The 26,786-nt window shown below is 39.2% G+C and carries 20 protein-coding genes and 1 pseudogene; 2 read left to right on the top strand and 19 right to left on the bottom strand.

Annotation, left to right across the window (positions count from 1 at the left end; genetic code table 11):
• Positions 1 to 95: 95 nt before the first annotated feature.
• Together prfB and map are read right to left on the bottom strand one after the other, a co-directional pair.
• On the bottom strand, positions 96 to 1,244 hold the full coding sequence (gene prfB, locus HMPREF3230_RS00830; protein ID WP_075523098.1) for a peptide chain release factor 2: 1,149 nt from the start codon (positions 1,242 to 1,244) through the stop codon (positions 96 to 98).
• A gap of 50 nt (positions 1,245 to 1,294) precedes the next feature.
• On the bottom strand, positions 1,295 to 2,068 hold the full coding sequence (map, locus tag HMPREF3230_RS00825) for a type I methionyl aminopeptidase (protein WP_075523097.1): 774 nt from the start codon (positions 2,066 to 2,068) through the stop codon (positions 1,295 to 1,297).
• A 159-nt stretch (positions 2,069 to 2,227) separates the two neighbouring features.
• Between map and HMPREF3230_RS00820 the strand changes: the two genes are divergently transcribed.
• The gene (locus HMPREF3230_RS00820; RefSeq protein WP_075523096.1) at positions 2,228 to 4,372 is read left to right on the top strand and encodes a M13 family metallopeptidase; all 2,145 of its coding nucleotides are present in this window, start codon (positions 2,228 to 2,230) and stop codon (positions 4,370 to 4,372) included.
• Between the two features lie 462 nt (positions 4,373 to 4,834).
• Complete coding sequence (locus tag HMPREF3230_RS00815) at positions 4,835 to 5,317, top strand: single-stranded DNA-binding protein (protein WP_075523095.1); 483 nt, start codon at positions 4,835 to 4,837, stop codon at positions 5,315 to 5,317.
• A gap of 422 nt (positions 5,318 to 5,739) precedes the next feature.
• Here HMPREF3230_RS00815 and HMPREF3230_RS00810 read toward each other — a convergent pair whose 3' ends face one another.
• The 17 genes and pseudogenes from HMPREF3230_RS00810 to HMPREF3230_RS00730 all read right to left on the bottom strand — a co-directional run bounded on the left by HMPREF3230_RS00810 (position 5,740) and on the right by HMPREF3230_RS00730 (position 26,651).
• The gene (locus HMPREF3230_RS00810; RefSeq protein WP_075523094.1) at positions 5,740 to 7,581 is read right to left on the bottom strand and encodes a proline--tRNA ligase; all 1,842 of its coding nucleotides are present in this window, start codon (positions 7,579 to 7,581) and stop codon (positions 5,740 to 5,742) included.
• 151 nt (positions 7,582 to 7,732) lie between these two features.
• Complete coding sequence (locus HMPREF3230_RS00805; protein ID WP_075523093.1) at positions 7,733 to 9,220, bottom strand: DEAD/DEAH box helicase; 1,488 nt, start codon at positions 9,218 to 9,220, stop codon at positions 7,733 to 7,735.
• Positions 9,221 to 9,238: 18 nt separating this feature from the next.
• Positions 9,239 to 9,946: an oligoribonuclease gene (gene orn, locus HMPREF3230_RS00800; protein WP_075523092.1), complete on the bottom strand. Its 708-nt coding sequence runs from the start codon at positions 9,944 to 9,946 to the stop codon at positions 9,239 to 9,241.
• A gap of 86 nt (positions 9,947 to 10,032) precedes the next feature.
• A complete protein-coding gene (locus HMPREF3230_RS00795; protein ID WP_082266207.1) occupies positions 10,033 to 10,350 on the bottom strand; it encodes a hypothetical protein in 318 nt (105 codons plus the stop codon).
• 192 nt (positions 10,351 to 10,542) lie between these two features.
• Positions 10,543 to 12,087, bottom strand: a complete 1,545-nt coding sequence (guaB, locus tag HMPREF3230_RS00790) for an IMP dehydrogenase (protein ID WP_075523091.1) — start codon at positions 12,085 to 12,087, stop codon at positions 10,543 to 10,545.
• 46 nt (positions 12,088 to 12,133) lie between these two features.
• Positions 12,134 to 13,237 carry an MraY family glycosyltransferase gene (locus HMPREF3230_RS00785; protein ID WP_075523090.1) on the bottom strand — a complete coding sequence of 368 codons (1,104 nt, stop codon included), beginning with the start codon at positions 13,235 to 13,237 and terminating at the stop codon, positions 12,134 to 12,136.
• Positions 13,238 to 13,430: 193 nt separating this feature from the next.
• On the bottom strand, positions 13,431 to 14,081 hold the full coding sequence (locus tag HMPREF3230_RS00780; protein ID WP_075523089.1) for an L-threonylcarbamoyladenylate synthase: 651 nt from the start codon (positions 14,079 to 14,081) through the stop codon (positions 13,431 to 13,433).
• A 73-nt stretch (positions 14,082 to 14,154) separates the two neighbouring features.
• Positions 14,155 to 15,057: a peptide chain release factor N(5)-glutamine methyltransferase gene (gene prmC / locus HMPREF3230_RS00775; protein ID WP_075523088.1), complete on the bottom strand. Its 903-nt coding sequence runs from the start codon at positions 15,055 to 15,057 to the stop codon at positions 14,155 to 14,157.
• Between the two features lie 25 nt (positions 15,058 to 15,082).
• On the bottom strand, positions 15,083 to 16,180 hold the full coding sequence (prfA, locus tag HMPREF3230_RS00770; protein ID WP_075523087.1) for a peptide chain release factor 1: 1,098 nt from the start codon (positions 16,178 to 16,180) through the stop codon (positions 15,083 to 15,085).
• Between the two features lie 268 nt (positions 16,181 to 16,448).
• Positions 16,449 to 16,661 (bottom strand): 50S ribosomal protein L31, encoded by a 213-nt coding sequence (rpmE, locus tag HMPREF3230_RS00765; protein WP_075523086.1) that lies wholly within the window; start codon positions 16,659 to 16,661, stop codon positions 16,449 to 16,451.
• A 154-nt stretch (positions 16,662 to 16,815) separates the two neighbouring features.
• Positions 16,816 to 18,153 carry a type I glutamate--ammonia ligase gene (gene glnA, locus HMPREF3230_RS00760; protein ID WP_075523085.1) on the bottom strand — a complete coding sequence of 446 codons (1,338 nt, stop codon included), beginning with the start codon at positions 18,151 to 18,153 and terminating at the stop codon, positions 16,816 to 16,818.
• 146 nt (positions 18,154 to 18,299) lie between these two features.
• Positions 18,300 to 19,229 (bottom strand): hypothetical protein, encoded by a 930-nt coding sequence (locus tag HMPREF3230_RS00755; RefSeq protein ID WP_075523084.1) that lies wholly within the window; start codon positions 19,227 to 19,229, stop codon positions 18,300 to 18,302.
• A gap of 135 nt (positions 19,230 to 19,364) precedes the next feature.
• Entirely contained in the window at positions 19,365 to 22,925 is a 3,561-nt protein-coding gene (dnaE, locus tag HMPREF3230_RS00750) for a DNA polymerase III subunit alpha (RefSeq protein ID WP_075523083.1), read from the bottom strand.
• A gap of 51 nt (positions 22,926 to 22,976) precedes the next feature.
• Positions 22,977 to 23,891: an RluA family pseudouridine synthase gene (locus HMPREF3230_RS00745; RefSeq protein WP_075523082.1), complete on the bottom strand. Its 915-nt coding sequence runs from the start codon at positions 23,889 to 23,891 to the stop codon at positions 22,977 to 22,979.
• 213 nt (positions 23,892 to 24,104) lie between these two features.
• Positions 24,105 to 24,635: pseudogene (locus HMPREF3230_RS06655) on the bottom strand (signal peptidase II); the annotation flags it as partial.
• A 90-nt stretch (positions 24,636 to 24,725) separates the two neighbouring features.
• Positions 24,726 to 26,039 (bottom strand): DivIVA domain-containing protein, encoded by a 1,314-nt coding sequence (locus HMPREF3230_RS00735; RefSeq protein WP_075523081.1) that lies wholly within the window; start codon positions 26,037 to 26,039, stop codon positions 24,726 to 24,728.
• A 312-nt stretch (positions 26,040 to 26,351) separates the two neighbouring features.
• On the bottom strand, positions 26,352 to 26,651 hold the full coding sequence (locus HMPREF3230_RS00730; protein ID WP_075523080.1) for a YggT family protein: 300 nt from the start codon (positions 26,649 to 26,651) through the stop codon (positions 26,352 to 26,354).
• Between the last annotated feature and the right edge of the window lie 135 nt (positions 26,652 to 26,786).

Raw genomic sequence — 26,786 nt, 5'->3', positions numbered from 1 at the left:
TTTATTATCTAGTTCTGTATTGCATATAATTATGTAAAGCTACAAAATTCTACATAAAAGCACAAAGATTCATATTTTTGTTAGACGCGCAAACATCACATTTCCGCCTCTTTTTGAGCTTCAGCTTCTTTTTGAGCTTCAACTCTCTGCTCATGTCTCCAACGGATACCAGCTTCAATAAAACCGTCAATATCACCGTCAAAAACAGCTTGAGTTTGCGAAGTTTCGTAGCCGGTACGCAAATCCTTCACCATTTGGTAAGGGTGAAGTACGTAAGAACGCATCTGATCTCCCCAACTTGCTTTAATATCACCAGCAAGCTCCTTCTTTTTTGCAGCTTCCTCTTGATGCTTAAGCACAAGCAAACGCGATTGCAAAACAGACATAGCAGCAGCACGATTTTGAATCTGACTACGCTCATCTTGCATAGAAACGACTAATCCAGTTGGCAAATGCGTAATACGAACAGCAGAATACGTTGTGTTCACACCTTGTCCGCCAGGGCCAGACGCTTGGAAAGTATCAACTCGAATATCGGAATCTGGAATATCAATATGATCTGTAGCTTCAACTAAAGGAATTACTTCAACTGCACTAAAACCAGTTTGACGGCGACCTTGATTGTCAAAAGGAGAAATACGAACCATTCTGTGAGTTCCGCCTTCCACAGAAAGACGACCATACGCGTAAGGTGCATCTACTTGGAAAGTAGCAGATTTAATACCAGCTTCTTCTGCATAAGACGTGTCCATCATCTTAGTTTTGTAGCCATTTCGCTCAGCCCAACGCAAATACATACGAAGCAACATTTGCGCAAAATCAGCAGCATCCACGCCGCCTGCGCCAGATCGAATCGTAACAACTGCGCAACGCGCATCATATTCGCCGTCAAGAAGAGTCTGAACTTCCATATCATCCAACTCATGAGCAATATTTACAAGCTCTTCTTGAGCTTCGTTCATGGAAGATGCATCGTCTTCTTCTTGACCAAGCTCAATTAAAGTCTTAGCATCTTCAATACGTTGTTCTACATCTTGTAAACGCTTCAATTGAGATTGAGATGCAGAAAGCTTACTCGTAACATTCTGAGCACGCTCGGAATCATCCCAAAGCCCAGGCTCTGCAGCTTGCTTTTCTAAATCTGCAATTGTATTTTTTAGTGTCTCAACGTCTATTGCTTTAGCAATAGAAGAATACTTTGCTTCAACATCATTTAACGCTTGAGCAAAATCAAATTCCGCCATTTACTTAAAGTACCTCTTTATATACGTTTTACGCAATTACTATTCAAATTTTAGCGTACGGTCAAAATCTCCGGACCATTCTCAGTAATTGCAATCGTATGTTCAGTGTGCGCACCGCGAGAACCATCAGCAGAACGAAGAGTCCAACCGTCCTTAGGATCTTGATAAATCTCGTCAGTAGTCTTTAAGAACCACGGTTCAATAGCAATTACCAAGCCTGGGCGAAGTTTATAACCATGATGAGCAGTTCCATCGTTAGGAACATGCGGATCACCATGCATAATATGGCCTACTCCGTGACCACCAAACTCAAGATTTACACTGTAACCATAATCATGAGCAACGCATCCAATAGCTGCAGAAACATCTCCAAGGCGATTCCCAGGCTGCGCCATATTGATACCAGCTTGTAAAGCTTCCTCAGTGCACTTAATCAAACGCAAATCCTCAGGATCAGCATGCTTTCCTACAACGAAACTAATAGCAGAATCCCCAACCCAACCATCAACGTTAATTGCTAAGTCGAGAGTTAGCAAATCGCCATCTTTAAGATTGTAATCAAACGGAACACCGTGAAGAACAGCATCATTTACAGAAGTGCAAATGTAGTGCGCAAAAGGACCTGTTCCAAAATCAGGAGCGTAGTCAACATAGCAAGAAGACGCACCTTTGCGGCTAATAATGCGTTGGCGAACGAAGTCATCAATCTCAAGAAGATTCGTTCCAACTTTAGTCATTGCTTTCAAATCTTTAAGAATACTACCGACAAAGCGACCTGCAGGTTTCATCGCTTCAATTTCAGATGGAGTTTTAAGTTCAATCATGCTTTAAGACTAACGCGCAGGCACGAAAATAGCACGAAAATAGCGCAAAAATAAGACGAAAATGAAACAAAAAAGCTGCAAATAATTAGAAAATAATAAAAATATATCAACGCACACTTTACAACAAACACTGTCGCTTAATACTTGTAAGCTAGGCTCATGCTTAATAACAATGAAAACAACAATAATAACAATATTGAGGAAGCAAAGAAAGAGATTTCTCCTGTAGATTTTGATCCAGCTTCCTTCTCATCAGTTATTCGCCCACAAGACGATTTATTCCGCTATGTAAATGGTCCTTGGATTGACACTTACACTCTTCCAGAAGACAGACCAATGTTCGGAGCTTTTCACAAACTCGCAGAAGATGCAGAGAAGCAAATTCGAGATATTTTAGAAAGCGAAGACTGCTCAGCCAAAAAATCTCAAGCTTTATACCGTAACTATTTGGATACTGCAGCTATCGAAAAAGCTGGAATTACGCCAATTAAAAGCGATTTAGATGCTGTTGATGCAGCTAACAGCAAGGAAGATTTGGTTCGCACTCTCGGCACGCTTAACCCTTACGGCGGACCAAATGCAATGTTTGCTTTTGGTGTTTACGGCGATCCTAAAGATCCTAAGACAAATATTATGCACATTGAGCAGGCTGGATTGGGCTTGCCAGACGAAGCATACTATCGCGAAGATAATTACGCTCCGATTCGCGCTGAATACGTAAAAATGGTAGCAAAGTTGCTGCGATTAGCTGGTTACGGAGATGCCACTACTACAAGCGAGCAATCGGAACGTTTCTTGAAGGTGGAAACACAAATCGCGAGCAAACATTGGGATAATGTAGCAACACGCGATTCTCAAAAAACTTATAATCCTTACAATTATGCTGATTTAGCAAAAACACTTGAAGCGTTAAATCTTGACGCTTTCTTAGACTCTGCTCAAAAAGCTTACGATAATTCAAAAGAAGCAAAGAATCAGCCAATAGATTTTCGTAAAGCTTTTATCAAAGTAGTAGTTCACGAGCCAAGCTTTATAGAAGGATTGAATAAGATTTGGCAAGAAGCTGACTTAGAAGATCTAAAGCTTTGGGCACGCGTTCATGTGATTTTGTGCTGGGCAAGCATGTTAAGCGAAGATTTTGCGCAAGCGAAATTTGACTTCTACGGCAAAGTCCTTTCTGGCGCCACCAAGCAGCGCGACCGCTGGAAGCGCGCAATCGGAGTTGTTGACGATGCTTGTGGCGAAGAAGTTGGCCGCGAGTACGTGCGCTTGCACTTCCCTGAGTCTTCTAAAAAGTATATGGAAGGCTTAGTTAGCAATCTTATTAACGCATACCGCGTATCTATTTCTCACAGCAGCTGGCTTGGTGAGGAGACTAAGGCAAAGGCTTTGGAAAAGCTTAGCAAGTTTGAGCCAAATATTGGTTACACAAACCATTGGATTGACTACTCTGCGCTAAATATTAAGGAATACGCTGGCTTAATTGAAAATATGCGCGAAGTTTCTCGATTTATCTTTGGTAGGTATACTGCAAAAGCTGGAAAGCCTGTGGATCGTGAAGAATGGCAGATGACTCCGCAAACTGTGAACGCTTACTACGATCCGCTGCTTAACGTAATCGTGTTCCCCGCTGCAATTTTGCAACCTCCATTCTTTAACCCGAGCGCTCCAGACGCAGCAAATTACGGTGCTATTGGTGCTGTGATAGGTCATGAAATCGGTCACGGTTTTGACGATCAAGGTTGCGAATACGATGGCGATGGTGTTCTTAACAATTGGTGGACTGAAGAAGACAAAACCAACTTTACTGAGCGCACTAAAGCGCTTATTGAGCAATACAATGCTTTTACGCCAACGCAACTTATTGTTAAATACTCTCACTTAAAGAGCAAAGAAGAGCGCAATGCAATGCCTCACGTAAACGGTGCTTTAACAATCGGCGAAAATATTGGCGATTTAAGCGGCGTAACTATTGCGCTTAAAGCGTACGCTTTTGCTTTGCAAAAGAGCAATGGGCAAGAGATTGACGGAAGTGACGATGCAATTCGCGAAACTTTGTTAAACGCTCCTGCAATTGATGGCTTCACTGCTTTGCAACGCTTCTTCTTAAGCTACGCGCTTGTGTGGCGTTCCAAAGCTCGTAATGAGATTGCAGAGCAATACCTTCAAATCGACCCACACTCCCCAGCCGAATGCCGCACTAACGGAATTGCGCGCAACGTGGACTTGTTCTACGATGCTTTCAGCGTTAAAGAAGGCGATGAAATGTGGCTTGCTCCAAGCGAGCGTGTGCATATTTGGTAAAGCATAGTGTTTTAAATACTTTAAGAGATTTAAAGATTTAAAATATGTGACTATAGACCAAAATATGAATAAATGAATAAATGAATAAGTGAATAGATGAATAAATGAATAAAAGATAGATGAATAGATGATAGTAGTAACTAAATAGTGCAAGTAGCGCAATTATTTATTTTCTACTATCATCTACTATTTTATAATTTGAATTTCAAAAGCAAGCTACTACTACTACATACTCGATTGAACTTAGTAACTCTTTTCAATTAAAAAGTCAAGATTTTAATGCTTTTGTGGATAGAAGATAACTTCTGACCACAAAAGCATTTTTTTCTATGCAAAACTTCGAACATACTTCATAGTAGATAGTACTGCAGCGTTTCCTGAGAGCTGCGAAGCTCAGGGGCAATGAAGGCTCTGGTTTCGGGGCTGAAATAGCTGCAGTCCAATTTTGTGAAAGGATTAAATATGGTTCATCAACAAGCAACTATTACTATGAGTGGGTATGTTAGCGCAGACCCTATAGAATTTGGCAGAAATGGAGGAACTACAGCATGTTCGCTACGTATAGCCAATACACCTTCTTACTATCATGCTGAAGAAAAACATTGGGTAGATAAACCCACAACATGGATGACAGTAAAAGCATACAGAAACTTAGCAAGTAACGTATTGCAAAGTGTACACAAAGGCGATGCGATTGTTGTATGTGGAATTCTAAACACTGAAGCATGGCAAAAAGATGGATCTGACTATAGCAGAGTAATCTTAGAAGCTTCTGCAATCGGACACGATCTCAATCGTGGAACTACTCAATTCACAAAGCATGCAAATCAGTCAAATAGTAATCAACCTAATAATATCAACAAAACTTGGAATGATAATATTGAAAAATCTAATTCTAACTCACAATCTGTAAATAAGGAATTTGACAGTGATTTAGATATTTAGGTGAAAGATAGCAAATAAAAATATTTGGTCTATAACACAAATATTTTTGTAAATTAAAAACTAAATTTTATATAACTTTCTTATATAAAATTTTGCCTATAATTTAACTTGCTTATATAACTTGCTTATATAACTTGCCGTCAAGAATATCTATATTCTTCATATAAAACGCTTTAATATGCGAATATAACAATATTCCTGACGGCAAGTTTCACAAATTGTGACTCAGTTTAAAAAGCTACGCTAAATCGCAGCGCTCAAGCAGGTCGTCACGCACTACACTCAACACACAATCCCTAAAGTGAAACCAAACAAACCCACCATGCCTTCGTTAAAAACACAAAGTCATACCTCGCTTGCATTGAAAGTCCACTGGACTTTCAATACTAAGCAAGCTCGGCGCTCCGAATTGCTTTTGCGCGCTAAATCGCAGCGCTCAAGCAGGTCGTCACGCGCCTTACAATGCGATCCACTGCATCCTCAACTGGAACAGCTTCAACGTTTGAGCCATCTCGATTGCGAATTTCAATCGTTCCATTGTTCACAGTATCTCGACCTGCAACAACAACAAGAGGAACACCAATAAGCTCAGCATCCTTGAACTTTACACCTGGTGAAACCTTTGCTCTATCGTCAAAGATCACTTCAATTCCTCGCTTATCAAGCTCCTCAACCACCTTTTCAGCAGCGTCAAAAGCAACTTGATCTTTTCCGGTTGCAACAACATGAACTTGAGCTGGAGCAATCGCCATTGGCCACGCAAGACCAGAATCATCATGATGAGTTTCCGCTAAGCACGCAATCACACGGCTAACGCCAATACCATAGCAACCCATCCACACTGGCACAGCTTTACCGTTTTCATTAAGAACGCTTAAGCCCAATGCTTTAGAATACTTTAATCCAAGCTGGAACACTTGACCTATTTCCACGCCACGCTCAAAACTTAACGGACCAGAACCATCTGGGCTCATATCTCCATCTCGAACGAGAGCTGCTTCAACAACACCGTCCGCTTCAAAATCGCGTCCATAAACAGCGTCATAAACGTGTTTTCCTTCCTCGTCCGCTCCTGTAATCCATGCGCTGCCTTTTGCAACGTGCGCATCTATCAAGTAGCGAACTGGATTTTCAATTCCACTACCATCCTGGCGAGCTTGAGGACCTAATACGCTAAATCCAATGTATCCTTTAACAAACTCAGGATGAGCTTTCAAATCTTCCTCATTTGCTTCTTCAATTTCTGCAGGAGCAAACTGAGCTTCAAGACGTTTCATATCCACTTGTCGGTCGCCAGGAATACCAATTGCAACTATTTCGCGCCATGGCTCCTCGTGCTCGCCACCTTCAGCGTCAGCAGGATGCTTAACAGCAATAATCAAGTTCTTCAAAGTATCGCTTGCCTGCCAAGCTCTGCCATCTTCGCGAGGATGCAAATCGTTAGAAACCTTAACCAAAGCTTCAATCGTCTTAGCATCTGGAGTTTCTAGAGCAAGAGCCGCAGGAGTTGACGAATAATCAACATCTTGCATTTCTGGAGTTGTCAAAGCCTCAACATTCCAAGCTTTCCCGGAAGGCGCGAGCGCAAAAGTATCTTCACCAATTGGCATTGGAGCTAAGAACTCTTCAGAATCAGAGCCGCCCATTGGACCAGAAACAGCATGAACAATCACATACTTAATTCCTAAACGGTCGAAAATACGAGCGTAAGCGTCACGCTCGTCAACATAAGCAGACTTCAAACCATCTTCGTTAATAGAGAACGAGTAAGCGTCTTGCATAATAAACTCGCGTCCACGAATAAGACCTGCACGAGGGCGGAACTCATCGCGATACTTTGTTTGAATCTGATACAGAGTAACTGGCAAATCCTTGTAAGAAGAATACATATCTTTTACAAGAAGAGTGAAAACTTCCTCGTGAGTAGGAGCAAGAAGATAGTCAGCATCATGACGATCTTTAAGGCGGAAAATGTTGTCTCCGTACTCTTCCCAACGGTTAGTAGCCTCATAAGGCTCACGCGGAAGAAGTGCCGGGAAGTGGACTTCCTGTGCACCAATAGCATTGATTTCATCGCGAATAATCGCTTCAACTTTATTTAAAACTCTTAAACCAAGCGGCAACCACGTCCACACGCCCGGAGCGGATTTACGAATATATCCTGCGCGCTGCATTAGTTTTGCGGAAGTCACATCCGCATCTGCAGGATCCTCGCGCAGCGTACGAAGAAACATATTAGACATACGAAGTACATTGGAATTCATGCGTTCCAATCTATTTGCGCATGAGGACATAAACACTTGTTTAAGCACATATACAATAGTTTATGCATAATTGTTAATCCATATTCATTACAATATTTACTACAATATTCACTACCATATTCACATATATTTCAACTTCATTTATATGCAATCAAAATTCATCGTTAAATACAAATTCATCGTTGACAGCATCATCAGCATTAGCATTAACAGCATCATCTTTGTGATTGTTTGCAAAGACATCAAGCTCTTGTATTTTCGCATAATCGTCTTCATTATTATTTTTTACAAAAGCAACTGCACCATCTTTAGCAAGCATTTCACTTGCATGCTGTGAAGATTGGCGCAATACGCTATCAAGAAGAACAGCGTCAGCAGAAACACTAAACGCGCGATCGTTAATTCCCTCTAAGTAAATACTTTCAAGATTTTCTACTCTAGAAAGCGCAACATAACCCATTCCAGGCGCAAAAGTCCTTCTCAAATCCATTACAGCAGCATCAAGAGTCATGCCTTGTGATTTATGAATCGTAATCCCCCAAGCGCAACGAAGCGGAACTTGATTCACACTAGCAAGCACAGTTTCACCGTCCGTCATTTCCCAAGTAGCTGGCTTAAGAGTAACAATATTACCGTTTTCAAACTCAACAATAGGCCAGCCACCTTTAGATGAAGCAGTAAATCTTAAAACTTTACCAATTGAACCATTCACATACTGTTTGTCTTGATCATTTCTTAAAGCCATTACAGCAGCTCCAGCTTTTAATACTAAATGCTCTGGAGCAAGCATATTCTTCTTCAATCGTTCAACTAGATCTTTAGGTCCATCACCAGTTGCAACAAACTCATAAGATTCGCCATCAATTGAATTAAGCTTAACATTATTCAAACCATCTGCCTGTGAATTTGTTGGAAAAAGATGCACAGCAACAGAATCATCTTTAGGATACTCACCAAGACGTCCAGCAAGCAGCTGTTTATCGCAATAGGTTACAGAACCGCAACGAATATCAGTTAAAACATCAAGTAACTTTTCGTCATCTTGCCTATGCTGCTCAGTTAAATAGCATACAGTAGGATTTAAAGAGTCCCAAGCAAATGATTCTGTAATATATCCTTCAGGATTCTTACCTGCATCAGCATATCTTTTACGCGAAGAATTGAACTCAGGACTTGGATCAAACATATCACGATTTCTAGCAGATGTGCTCACAGGTGGAAGCTGAAAAAAATCACCTGAAATAACTACTTGCAATCCTCCAAAAGGAGCAGAATTTTTGCGTATTTTACGGCAAACTTCATCAACCATATCAAAAAGCCACGCATGAATCATTGAAACTTCGTCCAAAACAAGCACATCAGTAGCTTTAATATTTTTAGCACGCCGAGAACGAATAGTTTTAAGAAGAGTAGCTGTAAGAGTATTAGATACGCCAATCCCGCTCCATGAATGAATAGTTTGTCCGTTCAAATGCGTAGCAGCAATACCTGTTGAAGCTGTTAAAGCAACACTTAACCCATTCTTACGCAATGAACGAACAGCTTTATTCAACACATATGTTTTACCTGAACCAGGAGCACCAGTAACAAATACGCTTGCACCAGCATCAATTATGCTTAAGGCTTCGGATTGCTTCATTGGCAGTACCTTGTGTGTTTAATAATCGCGCTTTTCTGCGGAATTTACGTCTTCTAACGCTTCTCCACGATTTTCGTAATCGCGAAGCAAGCTCGTGCTTTCAATGTGCTGTGCACCTGCTTTTGCCTGTGCTTCGCTTGGACCTGGAGCTTTTACGAACATCATATCGCGGTAGTAGCGAAGCTCGTCAATCGACTCAATAATATCCGCGAGCGCGCGGTGACCGCCGTGTTTTGCTGGCTTATTTCTGTAAACGTCCGGGTAAAGTCTACGAGAAATCTCCTTCAACGTACTTACATCTATTACACGATAATGCAAATTTGCCATTAAATCTGGCATATAACGGTCGAGGAATTTTTTGTCAGATCCAACAGAATTTCCTGCAAGATGCGCTTTCCCGCGAGCTGGCAAGAAACGCTTTACATACTCAACAACCTGCTTTTGCGCTTCCTGTAAAGGCAAACCGTTTTTATTCCACTCATCAACAAGCCCAGAAGACGTATGCATATTGCGTACAAAATCATTCATATGAGCCACAGCAGCTTCGCTTGGCTTAATTACTAAATCAATGCCATCGTCCAAAACTTTCAGATTAAAGTCGGTTGGAACTACAGATACTTCGCATAATTCATCGTGGAAAATATCAAGACCAGTCATCTCGCAATCAATCCAAATTAAGCGCGATTCTTCCGGAGTAAACGTAAGATCTTCCTTAGCTTCAACCATTTTTATCCTTTCCTAATATTTTTTCGAACCCATCAGCCTACATCTTCGTAGAGACTACTATGAACTAAGTTGTACGAAATACTGATTTAAGCATCTAATAAATCCTGCATAAGTTCATCTGTGTTATTAAATGATTTTCCCTCATGAGCTTCAGCTTGACGACGAGCTTCGTCAGAAAAATCAACTGGTTCAGAGACTTTGCCAATTTTAAAATTGCGAATTGCTTCATCCATACTTTTAAGAGTTCTAGAAGATATACTCTTTGGAACAGTAAGTTCACGAGGTTCTAATAAAATACAACCATTATCACATTCTTTAACATTGTAATAAGGATATTTAGCACCACGCAGAGTTACACGCTTTTTACTATCAAGACGAACGTCATAATCTTTCACTACTTCCACAAAATCACCTCATTTTTAGTGGGATATCCCACTAACTATATAATAATTTTATCCGTCTTGTCAAAACAAAAAACGACGAAAAGCATGCAAGTTGTAGATAACTTGCGTAACTTTTCGCCGTTTAGTGCAAAATTAATTGCGCCTTATACGCGACTTATACGCGCAACTCGCGCACCACGCGCACCACGCGATTTAATTATGGAAACCGCTGTAGTTTGGCGCTTCTGCAGTCATCACGATATCGTGAGGATGCGATTCGCGCAGCCCTGCATCTGTAATGCGAATAAAGCGTCCGCGCTCTTGCAATTCCTTAATATTGTGCGCACCAACGTAGAACATAGACTGATGCAATCCGCCAAGCAACTGGTAAAGCACAGCATTAAGCGGACCACGGTATGGAACTTCACCTTCAACGCCTTCTGGAACAACTTTATCGGAGCTAGTAACGTCTGCCTGGAAGTAACGATCCTTTGAGTAAGACTTCTTACCACGAGGAGCCATTGCACCAAGAGATCCCATTCCACGGTAAAGCTTGTATTGCTTACCATGAAGCAAAACCTTCTCGCCAGGAGCTTCCTCACATCCAGCCAATGTACCACCGAGCATAACAGTGTCCGCACCTGCAACCAAAGCCTTAGCAATATCGCCAGAATAGTGAATACCACCATCAGCAATGCAAGGAATACCAGCAGCTTTACAAGCCTGAGCTGCATCGTAAACAGCAGTAAGTTGAGGAACACCAACGCCTGCAACAACGCGAGTAGTGCAAATAGAACCTGGTCCTACGCCAACCTTTACAGCGTCAACTCCAGCGTCAATCATTGCCTGCGCACCCTGGCGAGTAGCAATATTTCCGCCAATAATTTGCACGCCATCAAAAGCTTTATCTGCTTTAATGCGGCGAATCATGTCGAGAGCTAAACGAGCTTCGCCATTTGCAGTATCAACCACAAGAACGTCAACTCCAGCTTCCATAAGAGCGCAAGCACGCTGCCAAGCATCACCAAGAAAACCAATTCCAGCAGCCACGCGCAAGCGACCCTGATCGTCTTTAGTAGCATCTGGATATTGCTCAGTCTTAACAAAGTCCTTTACTGTAATCAAACCAGTAAGCTTACCAAAAGAGTCAACTAAAGGTAATTTTTCAACTTTATTGTCTGCTAAAAGACGATGAGCATCTTCTTTAGAAATATTTGAAGGACCAGTGACTAGATTCTCACGAGTCATCACGTCCTTAACTTTCAAGCGATCATAATCTTCGGAAGCAATAAAACGCATATCGCGATTAGTGATAATACCAACTAGGCGATTCTCACTATCTACTACTGGCAAACCCGAAATATGGAATCGCCCGCACAATTTATCTAAATCGGCGAGCGTTGCATCTGGGTGAACAGTAAGTGGATCGGTAATCATACCGGACTCACTGCGCTTAACAATATCTACTTGCGCAGCTTGATCATCAATAGAAAGATTGCGGTGCAATACACCAATGCCACCATTTCGCGCCATAGCGATAGCCATATCTGACTCAGTAACAGTATCCATAGCTGCCGAAATAGCAGGCACTTTCATGGTAATCTCACGAGTCAAATGAGTAGAAGTATCCACTTCAGACGGAATAACATCAGTTTCATTTGGAAGCAATAGAACATCGTCATAAGCAAGTCCAAGCTTCTCAAAAACTGGAGGGACAGGAGCATACAGGATTTCCGCGTTAATATCAGTTGTAGCCATAGGGTTACTATACGTTTTTGCTATGACGTTTGTAAAAATAGCGTTTCTAAGAATTATGAATTTCCGGCAATCTCTTACGCAAATAAGGCATAAGAGTGAGAACAGTAAGCAATAGTGTTGCAATAATCATACAAATAATGACGTAAATAGCTTTGAAGAAAAGAATCATTATAGATCCAAACGAAATCAGTGCAGCCCATCCCCATAAAATTAAAACAGCACCTTGCACAGAATGACCAATTCTAAGCATTCTATGATGCAAATGCATTCTATCAGGGTGTGTAGGTGACTGACCTTTACTAACTCTTCTAACAATTGCTAAACACATATCTAACACAGGCAAGAAAAGAACCAAAATAGGCAATAAAATAGGCATAAACACAGGCAAATATACACTCGTATGAACAGCTGAAGGATCAATATGGCCAGTCATTATAATCGAAGCGCAAGTAATTAAGTATCCTATTAACATAGAACCAGAATCACCCATAAATAGTTTTGCAGGATGCCAATTATGCAATATAAATCCTATGCAAACACCCACCATAACTACATCAATAAGAGTTGCCATAGAAGCATATATTGGAGATGTCCTAGCAAGAATATAGGAATATGTAGCAAATGCGATTCCACCAATTGCAACAATTCCAGAAGCAAGTCCATCTAATCCATCTACAAAATTTACTGCATTAATAGATGCAACAATCAAGAATGCAGTAATAGCAATAGATAAACTTGGAGAAGCAGTGACAAGAGAGCCTAACGGTAAAGTAACAATTTGCAATCCACCCCATGCTACAAACACTGCTATAAGAAGCTGTCCAGATAACTTTAGCATCCAATCTAAATCCCAAATATCATCACATACTCCAAGCAAGCAGATCATTACAGCTCCAGCTAAAACTACCCACGGCTGATACGTACCTGCAAAAAGACCAGAAATAAAAGGCATAGAGCTTGCAAAAGCCAAAGATACAGCCAAACCAAATAACATACCAACACCACCCATACGAGGTGTAGGTATAGTGTGAACATCTCTAGCTCTAACTTTCCCAACTGCACCCATAGTTATAGCAAGATGACGTATAAGAGGCATAATGAGCCAAGTTGCACCACCGGCAATTGCCGAAATAAACAAGTACACTCTCATATTAAATGCCTTTCTTAACACGCGTTGAACACATATTCTTATATTATTATTTCTCTTATATCAATAAAATTTATCAAATTTAATAAGCTCAAAACACACATTTACTTGCAAAAAGACACTCACACAACATAAAACACATAAAACACAACACTTCTCATAAAACGCAAATAACGCACGCTACTAAAAAACGTGTTTAATGTAATGCGTTACGTATTTCACAATCTGAAATTACGCCTTCACGAAATACAACTATTCCATCTTTATCGTTCTTATCAACTCCAACAACCGTACTTGCAACATGTGAACGAGTTCGACCAGCATCCAAGTACAAAGGTATATCCTCACCAAATGCATCAAATGCTTCTTCAACACTATCAGCACTTGTGTCACCACTTCTGTTAGCACTAGAAGCAGCTAAAGGACCTGTAACACGCAAAATTTCCATCAAGCGCGGGCAATCTGGAACACGTACACCTTGAGTAGCTTCATCAACACTATTATTAGCAACACAAATAGTAGCAAGCTTAGAAGCATTAGAATTCTTCTTAACAAACGCTATCGGAGAAAAACCACCAGGCAAGAATTTCTGACATAATTTATCTAAAGGATCCGGTAAATATAATCCAAGCTTTTCTAAATCACAAACACCACTCATTAAAATTTGTAATGCTTTCGTTCTAGGTCTACGCTTAAGCTCATAAATCTTCGCAACTGCTTTTTCATTAAATGGATCGCAAGCAACTCCATAAACAGTATCAGTTGGAACTACTATTACTCCACCAGCATTGATAATTTGAGCAGCGAGCTGAAGTGATTCTTCATTAATACTACAAATTTTACTCATCATATTCGCCTCTTAATTTCATTACAAAATACAAAAATATTCAATTTTACGATACAATACTGCTTACGCAATTTTATTTTACGTTCTTTAAAGCAAATAGATACCTCGGTCTTCCCGTCAAATCATTGCGCACATCAGCATACGAAAAACCAATACTCATAGCATATTCTTTAAGAGATTTGCCTTGCGAAATATCATGTTCCATAACAACTACACCATTTTTCTTAACAAGCTCATAAGATACACGCATAATTTGCTCTGGAATACGCAAGCCATCTAACGAACCGCCATATAACGCCATTTCTGGATCATAATCACGAACCTCAATCTGCTCAGGAATTTGATTTTGCGGTATATAAGGCGGATTTGTAATAACTAAATCAACTTTTCCTTTTATATCTAACAATTCAGGTATATCGTTTTTTGTAGCATCTGCCAAAATTGCGTGATAATTAGATAAAATATCAATATTTTTATATATTTTCGAAGTATGCTCAACATTTTTACACAAATATTTGAATGCTTCAGAAGATTTTTCCACTGCCCACACGCGCGCGTGTGGGAATTCAGTTATAACAGACAAACCAATAGCCCCAGATCCTGCACACAAATCAACTACAATAGGATTTTTTATACAAGATTTACGTAGCCAATTCAATCCTTCTTCAACAACTATTTCAGTTTCAGGACGCGGTATAAACACTCCGCTAGCAACATTCAAATCTAAATAACGAAAAGACGCATAGCCAACAATATATTGCAAAGGCTCTCTGGAAGCACGTCTTATAATAAATTCTTCGTAACGATTTTTATATTCAACGTCAAAACTCTTATAATCTCCCATAATCAGAGCTTTATCAAGTTCAGATAAACTCACTGAGCACGCATGAGCTAACAACAAACGAGCGTCATATTCTGCTGACTCAACGCCTGCTTTACGAAGGCGCTCAATAGCATTTTGCAAAAGTAAAAGCATAACAAACGAAATAAATATAAAATCACTATTTAGCTTGAGCTAAACGATCTGCTTCATCTGCTTGAATATCGCTGTCAATAACTGGCTGTAAATCACCATCAAGCACTTGATCCAAGTTATAAGCTTTGTAGTTTGTGCGATGATCTACAATACGATTTTCAGGGAAATTATACGTGCGAATTCGCTCTGAACGATCAAGAGATCGAACTTGAGAATGGCGCATGTCTGCTGCTTCTTGAGCTTCTTGCTCATGCTTCATAGCAAGCAAACGTGATTTTAATACGCGAAGAGCTGCAGCACGATTTTGAATTTGTGACTTTTCATCTTGCATGCTTACAACAATTCCTGTTGGAATATGAGTCATTCTAACTGCAGAATACGTAGTATTTACAGACTGACCACCAGGACCAGAGCTCATGAAAATATCAATTTTCAAATCTTTTGGATCGATTTCAATTTCGTCATCATCTTCATCTGCTTCCGGAAACACAATCACGCCAGCAGCAGAAGTTTGGATACGACCTTGAGATTCAGTAACTGGAATTCGCTGAACTCTATGTACGCCACCTTCATATTTCATACTTGCCCAAACGCCGTCTTCTGGAGCAGGAGTGCCTTTTGCACGAATCGCAAGCTGAACATCCTTTATTCCACCAAGCTCTGTTGAATTCTCGCTCTGAATAACAGTAGTCCATCCACGTTTTTCAGCATAACGCATATACATACGCAACAAATCGCCAGCAAATAAAGCTGCTTCTTCACCACCTGTGCCAGCTTTGATTTCCATAATCATATCTCGCGCATCATCTGGATCTCTAGGAATTAAAGCAGTACGCAATTTTTCTTTAGCTACAGGCAATTGTTCTTCTAAACGCTTAGCTTCCTCAGCAAAATCAGGATCTTCACTAGCCATATCATTAGCTGCATCATAATCCTCACATAATTGCTTATAAGCGAGATACGCATTCACAATTGAACCAAGCTCAGCATGTCTTCTACCAAGCTTACGGATAGCATCTGGATTCGATGCTACTTCTGGATCTCCCATGCGAGCCTCAATATCGCGATATTCTTCTAACGCTGTTGAAGCCGATGGGAACTGTTCATCTACTGACTCAGCCATTGTATTCCTTTGATAGATGACTAAAGAAATTTATAAATTAAGCGTTAATTTTACGTTATCTTACGTTATCTTGCTTATACTTTTGCTTTTATTTTGCTTTAATCTCAAGCATTGCATTGCATGAAGCACATAGAAGCGCTGATTTTACTAGCTTAAATACAATTAAGATAATTTACGCATTCTAAACGAATTAAGTACAATCAACTAAACTAAAAACGCCAGCCAAGATTCGTGAAGTTACACGAAAACAAGGCTGGCGTTATAAAAGCTACTTAGTCTTCTTACCGTAGCGCTTCTCGAAGCGAGCAACACGACCGCCTGTATCGAGAATCTTCTGCTTGCCGGTATAGAATGGATGGCACTTTGAGCACACATCAACAGTCATATGATCACCATTAGCTGTGGAACGTGTTACGAAAGTGTTTCCGCATGAGCATGTAACCTGCACTGCGTGATAATCGGGATGAATACCCTGCTTCATAATGTCTCCTATGGAATCCAGGCGACCCGGGTCGCAAAACCCCAATAGCTTCGCGTGAACCGGAACCTACGCCATCTTAATTACAACCCTAGACTCACTAAATATTCAAAACTATTCAGAAAAACTAAAGCGTCTAAACTTAGCAAAGCAAAACTTAAAGACGAGGCAAATACTTTTCAAGCTCGTAAGGAGTTACCTGACGGCGATACTCTTCCCACTCTTGATGCTTATTGCGCAAGAAGTACTCAAAAGCGTGCTCGCCTAAAACGCTAGCAACAAAATCAGACTTCTCCATAATCTTCAAAGCTTCATCCAAAGACTCAGGAAGAGGCTGAATTCCCATAGCTTGACGCTCAGCATCTGTAAGCTCCCAAACATCATCGCTAGTAGGATCACACAAAGTCATTTGCTTATCAATACCATCCAAACCAGCAGCAAGCAAAACAGAGTATGCAAGATAAGGATTAGCTACAGGATCAAGAGCTCTAAACTCCATACGGCAAGAATTGCCTTTCCCAGGTTTATATTGCGGAACACGCAAAAGTGCAGATCTATTACTATGACCCCAACACACATAGCTTGGAGCTTCAGCACCACCCCACAAGCGCTTATACGAGTTGACATATTGATCAGTAACAGCACAAATCTCAGACGCGTGATGCAAAATACCAGCAGCAAATTGGCGAGCAATCAAAGACATATTAAACTCTTGACCTGCTTCATAGAAAGCATTCGTATCTCCCTCAAACAAACTCAAATGAGTGTGCATTCCAGAACCAGGTTGATCAGTCAAAGGCTTAGGCATAAAGCTAGCATACATTCCACGCTCAAGAGAAATCTCCTTAACAACAGTGCGGAAAGTCATAATATTATCTGCAGTAGTAAGAGCGTCTGCATAACGTAAATCAATCTCGTTTTGACCAGGACCACCCTCATGATGCGAATACTCAACAGAAATACCCATCTGTTCAAGCATGCTTACAGCACTACGGCGGAAATCCATTGCCGAACTTCTAGGAACATGGTCAAAATATCCGCCTTCATCAATAGGCACAGGAGCTTTGGACCAATCATCTTGAGATTCAAACAAATAAAATTCTATTTCTGGGTGAACGTAAAAAGTAAAGCCCTTTTCTTTAGCTTTAGCGAGCGCAGTTTTAAGCACATGACGAGGATCTCCAAGCGAAGGCTCGCCATCAGGAGTTAAAACATCGCAAAACATCCTAGCTGTCCCCTGTGGGCCACCATGCCAAGGCAGAATCTGGAATGTAGAAGGATCTGGTTTTACAATCATATCGTCTTCTAAAACTCTAGTCATTCCTTCTATTGCAGAACCATCGAAACCAATTCCCTCTTCGAATGCAGCTTCTAGTTCAGCTGGAGCAATAGCAACAGATTTTAATGTTCCTAATACATCAGTGAACCATAGTCGAATAAATCGTACGTCACGCTCTTCAACTGTGCGCAAAGCAAACTCTTGCTGTCTATCCATAATCTTTATAGTCCTGTATAAATTCGGAAAATCTTACCGTATATTTATTATCCCTTATACATGTCTATTTTTATGAATATGCATGAGGAATTTACCTATTGTTAATGTGATCTATAATCAAATCGCACAAAGCAAATCTATTTTACTCACATACCGAACTTAGTAAAATATTTATTACAAATTGACATCGCATTGTTAAAAGTTAGTTTCTCAGAATCAAAGATTTCATCTGTTAATTGAAAATCTTTCATTGCACTCACACCTAAAACGACATCTGCTACTTCATCAGGTAAAATTGTCAGAGCTAAAGGAGCAGGAAGAAACATCTCTTTTGTCTTTCCAGCTTCGTATACAGATACATCAAGTTTATTAGCTCTGTTTACTAAAAGAATCATTGCAACAGGACCTAATAATTCACTTAATCTAACTACTGCACATTCTGGCTCATCATTATTAAGATTCCTTAAAATAGCTATACTACCGGTTTCTGACGGAACACAAATAGCAGAAATCTTAGAAATTTTACAAAATGCAGCTAATAAATCTGCTTTATTAACATAAGTGCTAATTACTGCAGAACGAGCTTTCTGACCAGTTAAACCTTCAAGCGTATCTTCAAAAGACGTATTTTCTTCAAATTTTTTAGCAGCTTCTTCAGCTTCTTTACTTCTATGAAGAGTAGTCATATCTATAGCTTCAGGAATTTGATTTCCATCTTTTAGATTATCAGAATTATTTAATTCTTCCGACTTAGTTGAAGAGCTTCCAGAAGATTCATTAGAATTTTCAACATTAGAAGATGAATCTATATTATTTACATCAAATTCACGCTCAAAATTAGCTAATGCTGCATCAAGTTCTTCATCAGTAAACGAAGTTCTTACATGCGAATTATCTTTCGAATCACATGAAGAATCTTCTTTATTTTGATTATTTTGATCACTTTGATTATCTTCAGAATCAGGCATAGAATCCTGACCCTCAATAGAATCCTTAGAATTATCTTGTTCTTGCGATTTAGCGTCCCCGCTCATCTTAATACTCCGCTTCTTAAAACTACTTTCATCATCTTTCACTAGAGCTTCTCAATCAGCATATTAAACACATTATTGTAAACATCACAAATATTTACAAAATTCAGCTTATATTCTACCTATTTTACAATAAGTTAAATCGAATACGCTATACGTTAATCACTTCAATTAAAATAATCACGCGCTTGGCAAGCAACTAGGACCGAATAGTATTTTAATTTCAGCAAAAAGCGAAGTATCACGTTTAACTCTAAACTTATCTCCAAATACAAATACTTTCGAATTTCCTTGATCGTCAACAATAGCTAAATTAACTTCGCAACAACCCGGATGCTCACATAATATAGAACTCAACTTGTCTAATTTAGATTTATTGATACTCATATGAGGAAGAACAATATTAAGAGGCCTTGAATCTACAGATTCCAAAGAAGGTATTTCAAAATATTTACCGCGCAAAGAAACTGTTTCATCGCGAACCTCAACTACTCCTCGAATTTGAGCTACTTGATCAATCGCAAAATCATTTGCAGCAGCTTCATATGCTTTGCTGAAAAACATACATTGTATGGAACTTTCCATATCTTCCAGTGTGATTATTGCCCACGCATTACCTTGTTTAGAAACACGTCTATCTACACCAGTAATTAGACCCGCTAAAGTCACTTGAGTGCGGTCATTCATAGTTTTTGCTTTATCAATCAATTCAGCAATACTCATATCACTCAAGCTAGTTAAAACAGCAGAAAGACCGCTCAAAGGATGATCAGAAACATAAAGTCCTAACATTTCACGCTCAAAATTAAGCTTTGTTTTTTTATCCCATTCTTCTACATCAGGAACATTTACTTCAGCATCACCTAAAAACGACTGATCTGTATTATCTTCATCAATACTAGAGAATAAATCAAACTGACCTTCCAATTGCTTACGCTTAATAGGTATTACAGAATCTATCATTTGTCCACAAATTTCCCAAATAGCACGCCTATTAGGATCAATAGAATCGAAAGCTCCAGCTTTAATCAAAGATTCAACAAGCCTTCTGTTAAGAGCATCGAAAGAAACTCTTTTAACGAAATCTTTGAAATTCACAAAACGTCCTCTAGAAGATTCACGTTCAGCAATAATATCTTTTACAGCTTTATCTCCAACGTTTCTAATTGCGCCAAGACCGAATCGCACAACATCGCCTACAGCAGAATACTCTAATACTGATTCATTAACATCAGGAGGTAAAATGCGAATTCCCATGCGCCTTGCTTCACCTAAATACAGTGCAGTCTTATCTTTATTCGTACGTTCGTTTTGGAGTAACGCAGCCATAAATTCAACCGGATAATGCGTTTTTAAGTAAGCAGTCCAATATGAAATCAAACCGTATGCAGCAGAATGAGCTTTATTAAACGCGTAACCAGAGAATGGAACTAAAACATCCCACACAGCTTGAGCAGCTTCTTTAGAATACCCATGCTCTTGCATACCTTTAAAGAACGGGATTTTCTCTTTAGCCAACACTTCTGGCTTCTTCTTACCCATAGCTCGACGCAAAACATCTGCCTTACCAAGGCTATACCCTGCTAAAATACGCGCAGCAGATTGCACCTGCTCTTGATAAACAATCAAACCATAAGTTTCGCCTAGAACATCTTTTAATGGCTCTGCAACTTCTGGATGAATAGGCGTAATCTTTTGCAAACCATTCTTACGCTTAGCATAGTTTGTATGAGAATCCATATCCATAGGACCTGGCCTATAAAGCGCGATCAAAGCCGAAATATCGTTAAAATTATCTGGCTTTAAAGTACGAAGAAGAGCTCGCATACCATCAGAATCAAGCTGGAAAACTCCTAAAGTATCTCCTCTTGCAAGAAGTTTGTAAGTTTCTTTATCGTCTAAAGGTATTTTCGTATAATCAATTTTTGTATGACGATTATTCTCAACATTTCGAATAGTATCTCTAATAACAGTTAAGTTAGAAAGACCCAAAAAGTCCATCTTAACTAAGCCAAGAGTTTCGCAAGTGTGATATTCAAAAGTTGTTGTAATAGTTCCATCAGTACGTTCAAGAAGAGGAGAAGTATTAGTTATAGGCTCAGATCCCATTATTGTTGCACAAGCATGCACACCAGTTTGACGAATCAAACCTTCAATACCTCTTGCTTCTCCTGTAATTTTCTTTATATCTTCATCTGAACCATACATTTCACGGAATTCTCGAGCTTCAGCATAACGCTTAGAATTTTCGTCAAAAATCTCACGCAAACTCATATCTTTACCGTTTTTTGCAGGAGGTAAAATTTTCGTTATTTTTTCTCCAACTGAAAACTCGTAACCCATTATTCGAGCAGCATCTTTAAGAGCTTGCTTAGTTTTAATAGTTCCATAAATAACACATTGTGCTACTTTATCTTTACCATATTTTTCACCAACATATTCAAGAACTTTAGCTCGTCCATCAGGGTCAAAATCAACGTCAATATCAGGTAAAGACACGCGCTCAGGATTCAAGAATCGTTCAAAAATCAAACCATGCTTCATAGGATCTAATTCAGTGATTCCCATTGCATACGCAACCATCGCGCCTGCTGCACTTCCTCGACCAGGACCAACCATAACACCATGCTCTTTAGCCCAGTTAATATAATCTGCAACGACAAGGAAGTATCCGCAGAATTGCATTTGACATATAACGCCACACTCGTAGTCTGCTTGTTTAAGCACTTCAATAGGAACGTTATTGTCATACCTACGTTCCAAACCTTCTTCTACTTTTTTAAGAAACAGCGAAGTTTCATCCCAACCTTCAGGGCAGTCAAATTTTGGCATAAAAGCGCCATCTTCACCGTCATCAAACATAACATTGCATCTACGAGCAATTTCTAAAGTATTATCACAAGCTTCAGGGAATTCTTTAAAAAGCTCACGCATTTGCTCTGCAGACTTTAAGTAATACCCAGAACCGTCAAACTTAAAACGATTTGGATCGTCTAGTCTAGAACCAGAATTTATACAAAGCATTGCATCTTGTGATTCACGATCTTCTTCTCGAACATAATGTAAATCGTTAGTAGCAAGAAGAGGAGCATTCAACTTCTTAGAAATCTCAAGCAAATCTTTTGTAACTCGAGTTTCAATAGAAAGACCGTGATTCATCAATTCTATGAAAAAGTTATCTTTCCCAAAAATATCTTGAAACTCTCCAGCTGCTCTAAGAGCTTCATCAAATTGTCCTAGACGAAGACGAGTTTGAATAATTCCAGATGGGCATCCAGAAGACGCTATAACGCCTTTAGAATAAGTTGAAAGCAAGTCTTTATCCATACGAGGATATCTCATAACAAGACCTTCAAGATTAGCTATAGAAGACGCTTTAATAAGATTCTCGAGTCCTTCATCATTTTGAGCCCACATTGTCATGTGTGTAATCAATCCACCGCCAGAAACATCGTCACTTCTTTGTTCTTCAGTTCCCCAATGAACTCGGCTTTTGTCTTGTCTGGCTGTTTCTGGAGTAACATAAGCTTCGATTCCAATAATAGGCTTAATACCGTTCTTTACAGCAGTGCTCCACATTTCGTATGCGCCATGCATATTTCCGTGATCTGTAATCGCAATAGCTGGCATACCTAACTCTTTTGCGCGCGCAACTAAATCTGGAATCTTAGAAGCACCGTCTAAAAGCGAATAATGCGTATGATTGTGCAAGTGAACAAAAGAAGTTTCTGGATGTGTCATAGTCGCTATTTTATAGATTCAATATGACCTGTTTTATAAATATGCTCTCTTTCATAATTGGCGCACGGCCTGCAAAGCGTGTTGCAAATCTGAAGGATATTTTGACTCTAAAACAATCAATTTATTCGTACGAGGATGCTTAAATTTTAGAGTCATTGCATGAAGCCACTGCCTAGAAAGCCCCAAAGTCTTACTTAATTGAGGATTTGCTCCATACATAGGGTCCCCAACAACAGGATGTCCTATTGACGAGAAATGAACGCGAATTTGATGCGTTCTACCTGTTTCTAAATTAACTTTTACTAAAGTAGCTCCCCTAAAGCGCTCTATAACATCCCAATGTGTAATCGCAGGCTTTCCTGATTCAGTTACAGTAAAACGAAAATCGCAAACTTTTGCTCTACCAATTGGAGCATCAATAGTAGCCTTATCTTGTTTAATATTTCCTTGCACTAAAGCATGATAGATTTTTATAACATCATGATTTTTAAACTGCTGTTTCATAACTTCATAAGCTAAATCAGATTTGCACACTAACATAAGTCCACTAGTACCAACATCTAATCGACTTACTATTCCTCGTCTATAAGATTCGCATTTTGTTACGTTAATGTTTATACCCATAGCAAGAAGGTTTTCTACTACAGTTGCACCTTCCCATCCAGCAGCTGCATGAGCAGCCACTCCCACAGGCTTATCTACGACTACAATGTCATCATCGTTATACACGATTTGCATATTACACAAAACAGGTTTAGAAACTATATCTTCTTTTTTAGAAAGTATAATTAAATCGCCATTTTGCAAAATAGATGATTTATGAGATTTTTTATCTGCAATTTTTGCTTGCCCGCTATCAATTAAAGATATTGCATTTGCTCTAGAAACACTTATCATTTTTGATAATGCTATATCAAAACGACTTCCAACGAGTTCACTAGGAATCGGCAATAAAGAATCGCTCATACACGCTCTCTATAATTCACTATCTAAATGAGTATCTATACAAGATTCTTTAGAATCATTATCTAAAGAATCAGAATCTGCAAATTTATTCTTAAACGAATCAGACTTACTAGCACTCTTCTCAAACGAATCAGACTTATCAGAATTTGCAAAATTAAAATCTTCAGAATCAGACTCCTTAAAATCTGCAAAATTAGAATCAGAATCTTCAGAATCCTTAGACTTATTAGACTCTGCAAAATCCTTAATCGTATTATCACTTTTTTCCACAAGAGGAAGTCCAACAAAAACAAGCAAAACTATATAAAGAGCTGCAACGAAAAGTTCAATATCTGCAACATTACCAACAGACCAGCCGTAATTTATAAAATCTACGACTTTTCCGTCCAAAAAGCCATCAGCGTATTGCGCTCTATCTATAAGATTTCCAAAAGCTCCAGCAAAAGCTAAAGCAAGCGCAAAAGTCCAATACAAAGATTTCGTGCGCTTAAGAACAGCTATCATTGCACCACAAGCAGCACAAGCTAATATGCTAATAACCCATGTAAAAGAGGATCCTAAACCAAAAGATGCTCCAGGATTTCGTACAAGAGTTAAAGAAAGCAAACGTGGAAGAATCTCTACTTTTCTCCCATCACTAAGCGTTGCTAAAGCCCAAATTTTAGTTATTCGATCTAATGCTACGCCAGCAAAAACAATTAGTGCAAAAACGGCTGCGCGAACACGCAGCCGTTCCACACGCACATCTCTATGCGTCAATTTTTATCCGATCTGTAATAGAAATAGAATCGACTTAAAAGCGAAAACATTTAAAAGTTACGCTAGTCTTTAAAACTATTCCTGCTTATCTTCATTCGAAGTCTGCTTCTGACCAAGAGCAGCATATGCGTTTTCGTCAGAAACTTGAGCAACAAGCTGACCAAGGAAATCAGTCAAGCGAGTACGATATTCAGTTTCAAATTGCTTAAGACTCTGAATGTTGCCCTCAATAACCTTAGTTTGCTTCTCAAGATTCTCACGAACTTGGCGAGCATAAGCATCAGCCTTAGTACGAGTATCTGCATCGTAATCTGCAGCACGATGCTGAACTTCTGCTTCATATTGATCTGCTTGATCATGAACTTGCTTAGAGTAATCATCTGCAGCTTGACGAACCTTGCCAGAATAAGCATCAGCTTCATTATGAGCACGAGCAGCATAAGCATCAGCATCAGAACGAGTACGTGCAGAATAATCATCAGCATCATCACGAGTCTGCTTGCTATACGCGTCTGCTTCGCAACGAGTGCGATTAGAATAATCATCAGCCTTAGCAATAACTTCGTTATAACGAGCTTGGCTTTCTTCAACAATCTGCTGAGCTTTAGCTTTACCTTTATCAACATATTGATCATGCAATTGCATTGCAAGAGTCAACATTGCTGTAGCACGCTCTGGTTCAGAACCTACTGCTTCAGCGCCAGCTCCAGCAATTTTTTGCAAGCTACCAGTTTCAGTATTAGGCTCTAACTTTGAAACCTGCTGACGCAATTGCTCTTCACGCTGACGAGATTCTTCAAGTTGACGAGTCAAATCCTGAACTTTAACATTTTCTTGTTGCGTTACAACGAGTTGTTGACGAATAGAATCAAGCTCACGACTCAAATTCTCACTATTAGCGCGGAAATCATCACGTTCACGTTTAACTGATTCAAGCTCCTGAGCTTGAGCTTTATCGTCATTATCAGACTTAGCTGCTTGTGCTGTAAGCTGATCAATTTGATTGCTCATAGCATCAAGCTGTTCTTTAAGCTGCTCGTTTTGCACAGACAACGCGCGATTACTTTCTTCAGCTTCACTAAGCTTTGCAGAAACAACATCTTCTTTATCTGAATTTTGCTGTGAAGATGCGCGCAAAGACTCATTTTCTTCATTCAAAGATGCAACTTGAGAAGTAAGCTCAGCAATCTTTTTATTTAATCCAGCAACATCCTGACCTAGCGACTGAGTAGAAGCACCAAGCCCCTGAACAGCTTGCTGACCAAGAGCTTCAATAGTTTCAGTTACTTGATCCAAAAAATCGTCAACTTCGTCAACGTCATATCCGCCTTTAAAACGAACAATTTGAAAAGTATGCTCTCGAATATCTTTAGGCGTTAAAAGAGTCATAATGCATTACACCTCACTTTTGGGGACGATGCTCCAAGATATATATCTCTTTGATGCTACCACGTTGAGTCACCAATTACATCAAAACACGAGTATTAAAAATAAAATTACAAATAATATTTGTTTTCATATCTAATTTATTTTTAGATAATAACTAGGAAATCCTACACTAAATCCATTATTTTTTAGGATTCTTCAAGCATTGCTCGCGCTACATATTATTCATTTCTTGTAATCTTAGTATCAAGATCACGACTCAAACTCTCATCTAAAATCACTACTAACTTCAATAATCTACACGCTAGAAATTATTTATAGAAAATAAATAAGATTTTTCAGAACTATCAAAGCAAAATACAAAACAATAAATGACGTATCAAAACTTATTCTACCCATATTCATAGGAGGAATATAACGTCTTAAAAACATTAAAGGCGGATCTGTAAGATAGTAAATAACGCGAAGAATAATACTTAACACACCTTTAAAACGCAATGAAGGGAAAAATACATGCAACCAATCAAAAATAACTCGCAAAAATAGTATTGTCATATACGCGTCAATAAGTAGAGATAACACAAGTACTATAAAAAATAACAAAATTTTAATCATATTATCTAAGTAAACTCCATCAATTTATATTCGTAGTCTTTAATTATATGTGATTTTGTAAGTTAAGTTAAACAGATTGTATACTATTACTGTATGAAAAAACTGTGCTATAGGCAAAGAACCTGCCCCCCCCCC

The sequence above is a fragment of the Gardnerella vaginalis genome (assembly GCF_001563665.1).
Classification (GTDB): Bacteria; Actinomycetota; Actinomycetes; order Actinomycetales; family Bifidobacteriaceae; genus Bifidobacterium; species Bifidobacterium vaginale_A.
Note: the sequence above shows the minus strand (reverse complement) of the source record. Positions and strands in the feature narration are given on the sequence as shown.

What these genes read in the sequence shown, in the direction of transcription:
- guaB (WP_075523091.1), bottom strand. Translation starts at nt 12,087, where the DNA reads ATGGCTACAACTGATATTAACGCGGAAATCCTGTATGCTCCTGTCCCT.
- HMPREF3230_RS00815 (WP_075523095.1), top strand. Translation starts at nt 4,835, where the DNA reads ATGGTTCATCAACAAGCAACTATTACTATGAGTGGGTATGTTAGCGCA.
- rpmE (WP_075523086.1), bottom strand. Translation starts at nt 16,661, where the DNA reads ATGAAGCAGGGTATTCATCCCGATTATCACGCAGTGCAGGTTACATGC.
- HMPREF3230_RS00735 (WP_075523081.1), bottom strand. Translation starts at nt 26,039, where the DNA reads ATGACTCTTTTAACGCCTAAAGATATTCGAGAGCATACTTTTCAAATT.
- HMPREF3230_RS00780 (WP_075523089.1), bottom strand. Translation starts at nt 14,081, where the DNA reads ATGAGTAAAATTTGTAGTATTAATGAAGAATCACTTCAGCTCGCTGCT.
- prmC (WP_075523088.1), bottom strand. Translation starts at nt 15,057, where the DNA reads ATGCTTTTACTTTTGCAAAATGCTATTGAGCGCCTTCGTAAAGCAGGC.
- HMPREF3230_RS00805 (WP_075523093.1), bottom strand. Translation starts at nt 9,220, where the DNA reads ATGAAGCAATCCGAAGCCTTAAGCATAATTGATGCTGGTGCAAGCGTA.
- HMPREF3230_RS00745 (WP_075523082.1), bottom strand. Translation starts at nt 23,891, where the DNA reads ATGAGCGATTCTTTATTGCCGATTCCTAGTGAACTCGTTGGAAGTCGT.
- HMPREF3230_RS00810 (WP_075523094.1), bottom strand. Translation starts at nt 7,581, where the DNA reads ATGAATTCCAATGTACTTCGTATGTCTAATATGTTTCTTCGTACGCTG.
- HMPREF3230_RS00785 (WP_075523090.1), bottom strand. Translation starts at nt 13,237, where the DNA reads ATGAGAGTGTACTTGTTTATTTCGGCAATTGCCGGTGGTGCAACTTGG.
- prfA (WP_075523087.1), bottom strand. Translation starts at nt 16,180, where the DNA reads ATGGCTGAGTCAGTAGATGAACAGTTCCCATCGGCTTCAACAGCGTTA.
- glnA (WP_075523085.1), bottom strand. Translation starts at nt 18,153, where the DNA reads ATGGATAGACAGCAAGAGTTTGCTTTGCGCACAGTTGAAGAGCGTGAC.
- HMPREF3230_RS00820 (WP_075523096.1), top strand. Translation starts at nt 2,228, where the DNA reads ATGCTTAATAACAATGAAAACAACAATAATAACAATATTGAGGAAGCA.
- HMPREF3230_RS00730 (WP_075523080.1), bottom strand. Translation starts at nt 26,651, where the DNA reads ATGATTAAAATTTTGTTATTTTTTATAGTACTTGTGTTATCTCTACTT.
- orn (WP_075523092.1), bottom strand. Translation starts at nt 9,946, where the DNA reads ATGGTTGAAGCTAAGGAAGATCTTACGTTTACTCCGGAAGAATCGCGC.
- dnaE (WP_075523083.1), bottom strand. Translation starts at nt 22,925, where the DNA reads ATGACACATCCAGAAACTTCTTTTGTTCACTTGCACAATCATACGCAT.
- map (WP_075523097.1), bottom strand. Translation starts at nt 2,068, where the DNA reads ATGATTGAACTTAAAACTCCATCTGAAATTGAAGCGATGAAACCTGCA.
- prfB (WP_075523098.1), bottom strand. Translation starts at nt 1,244, where the DNA reads ATGGCGGAATTTGATTTTGCTCAAGCGTTAAATGATGTTGAAGCAAAG.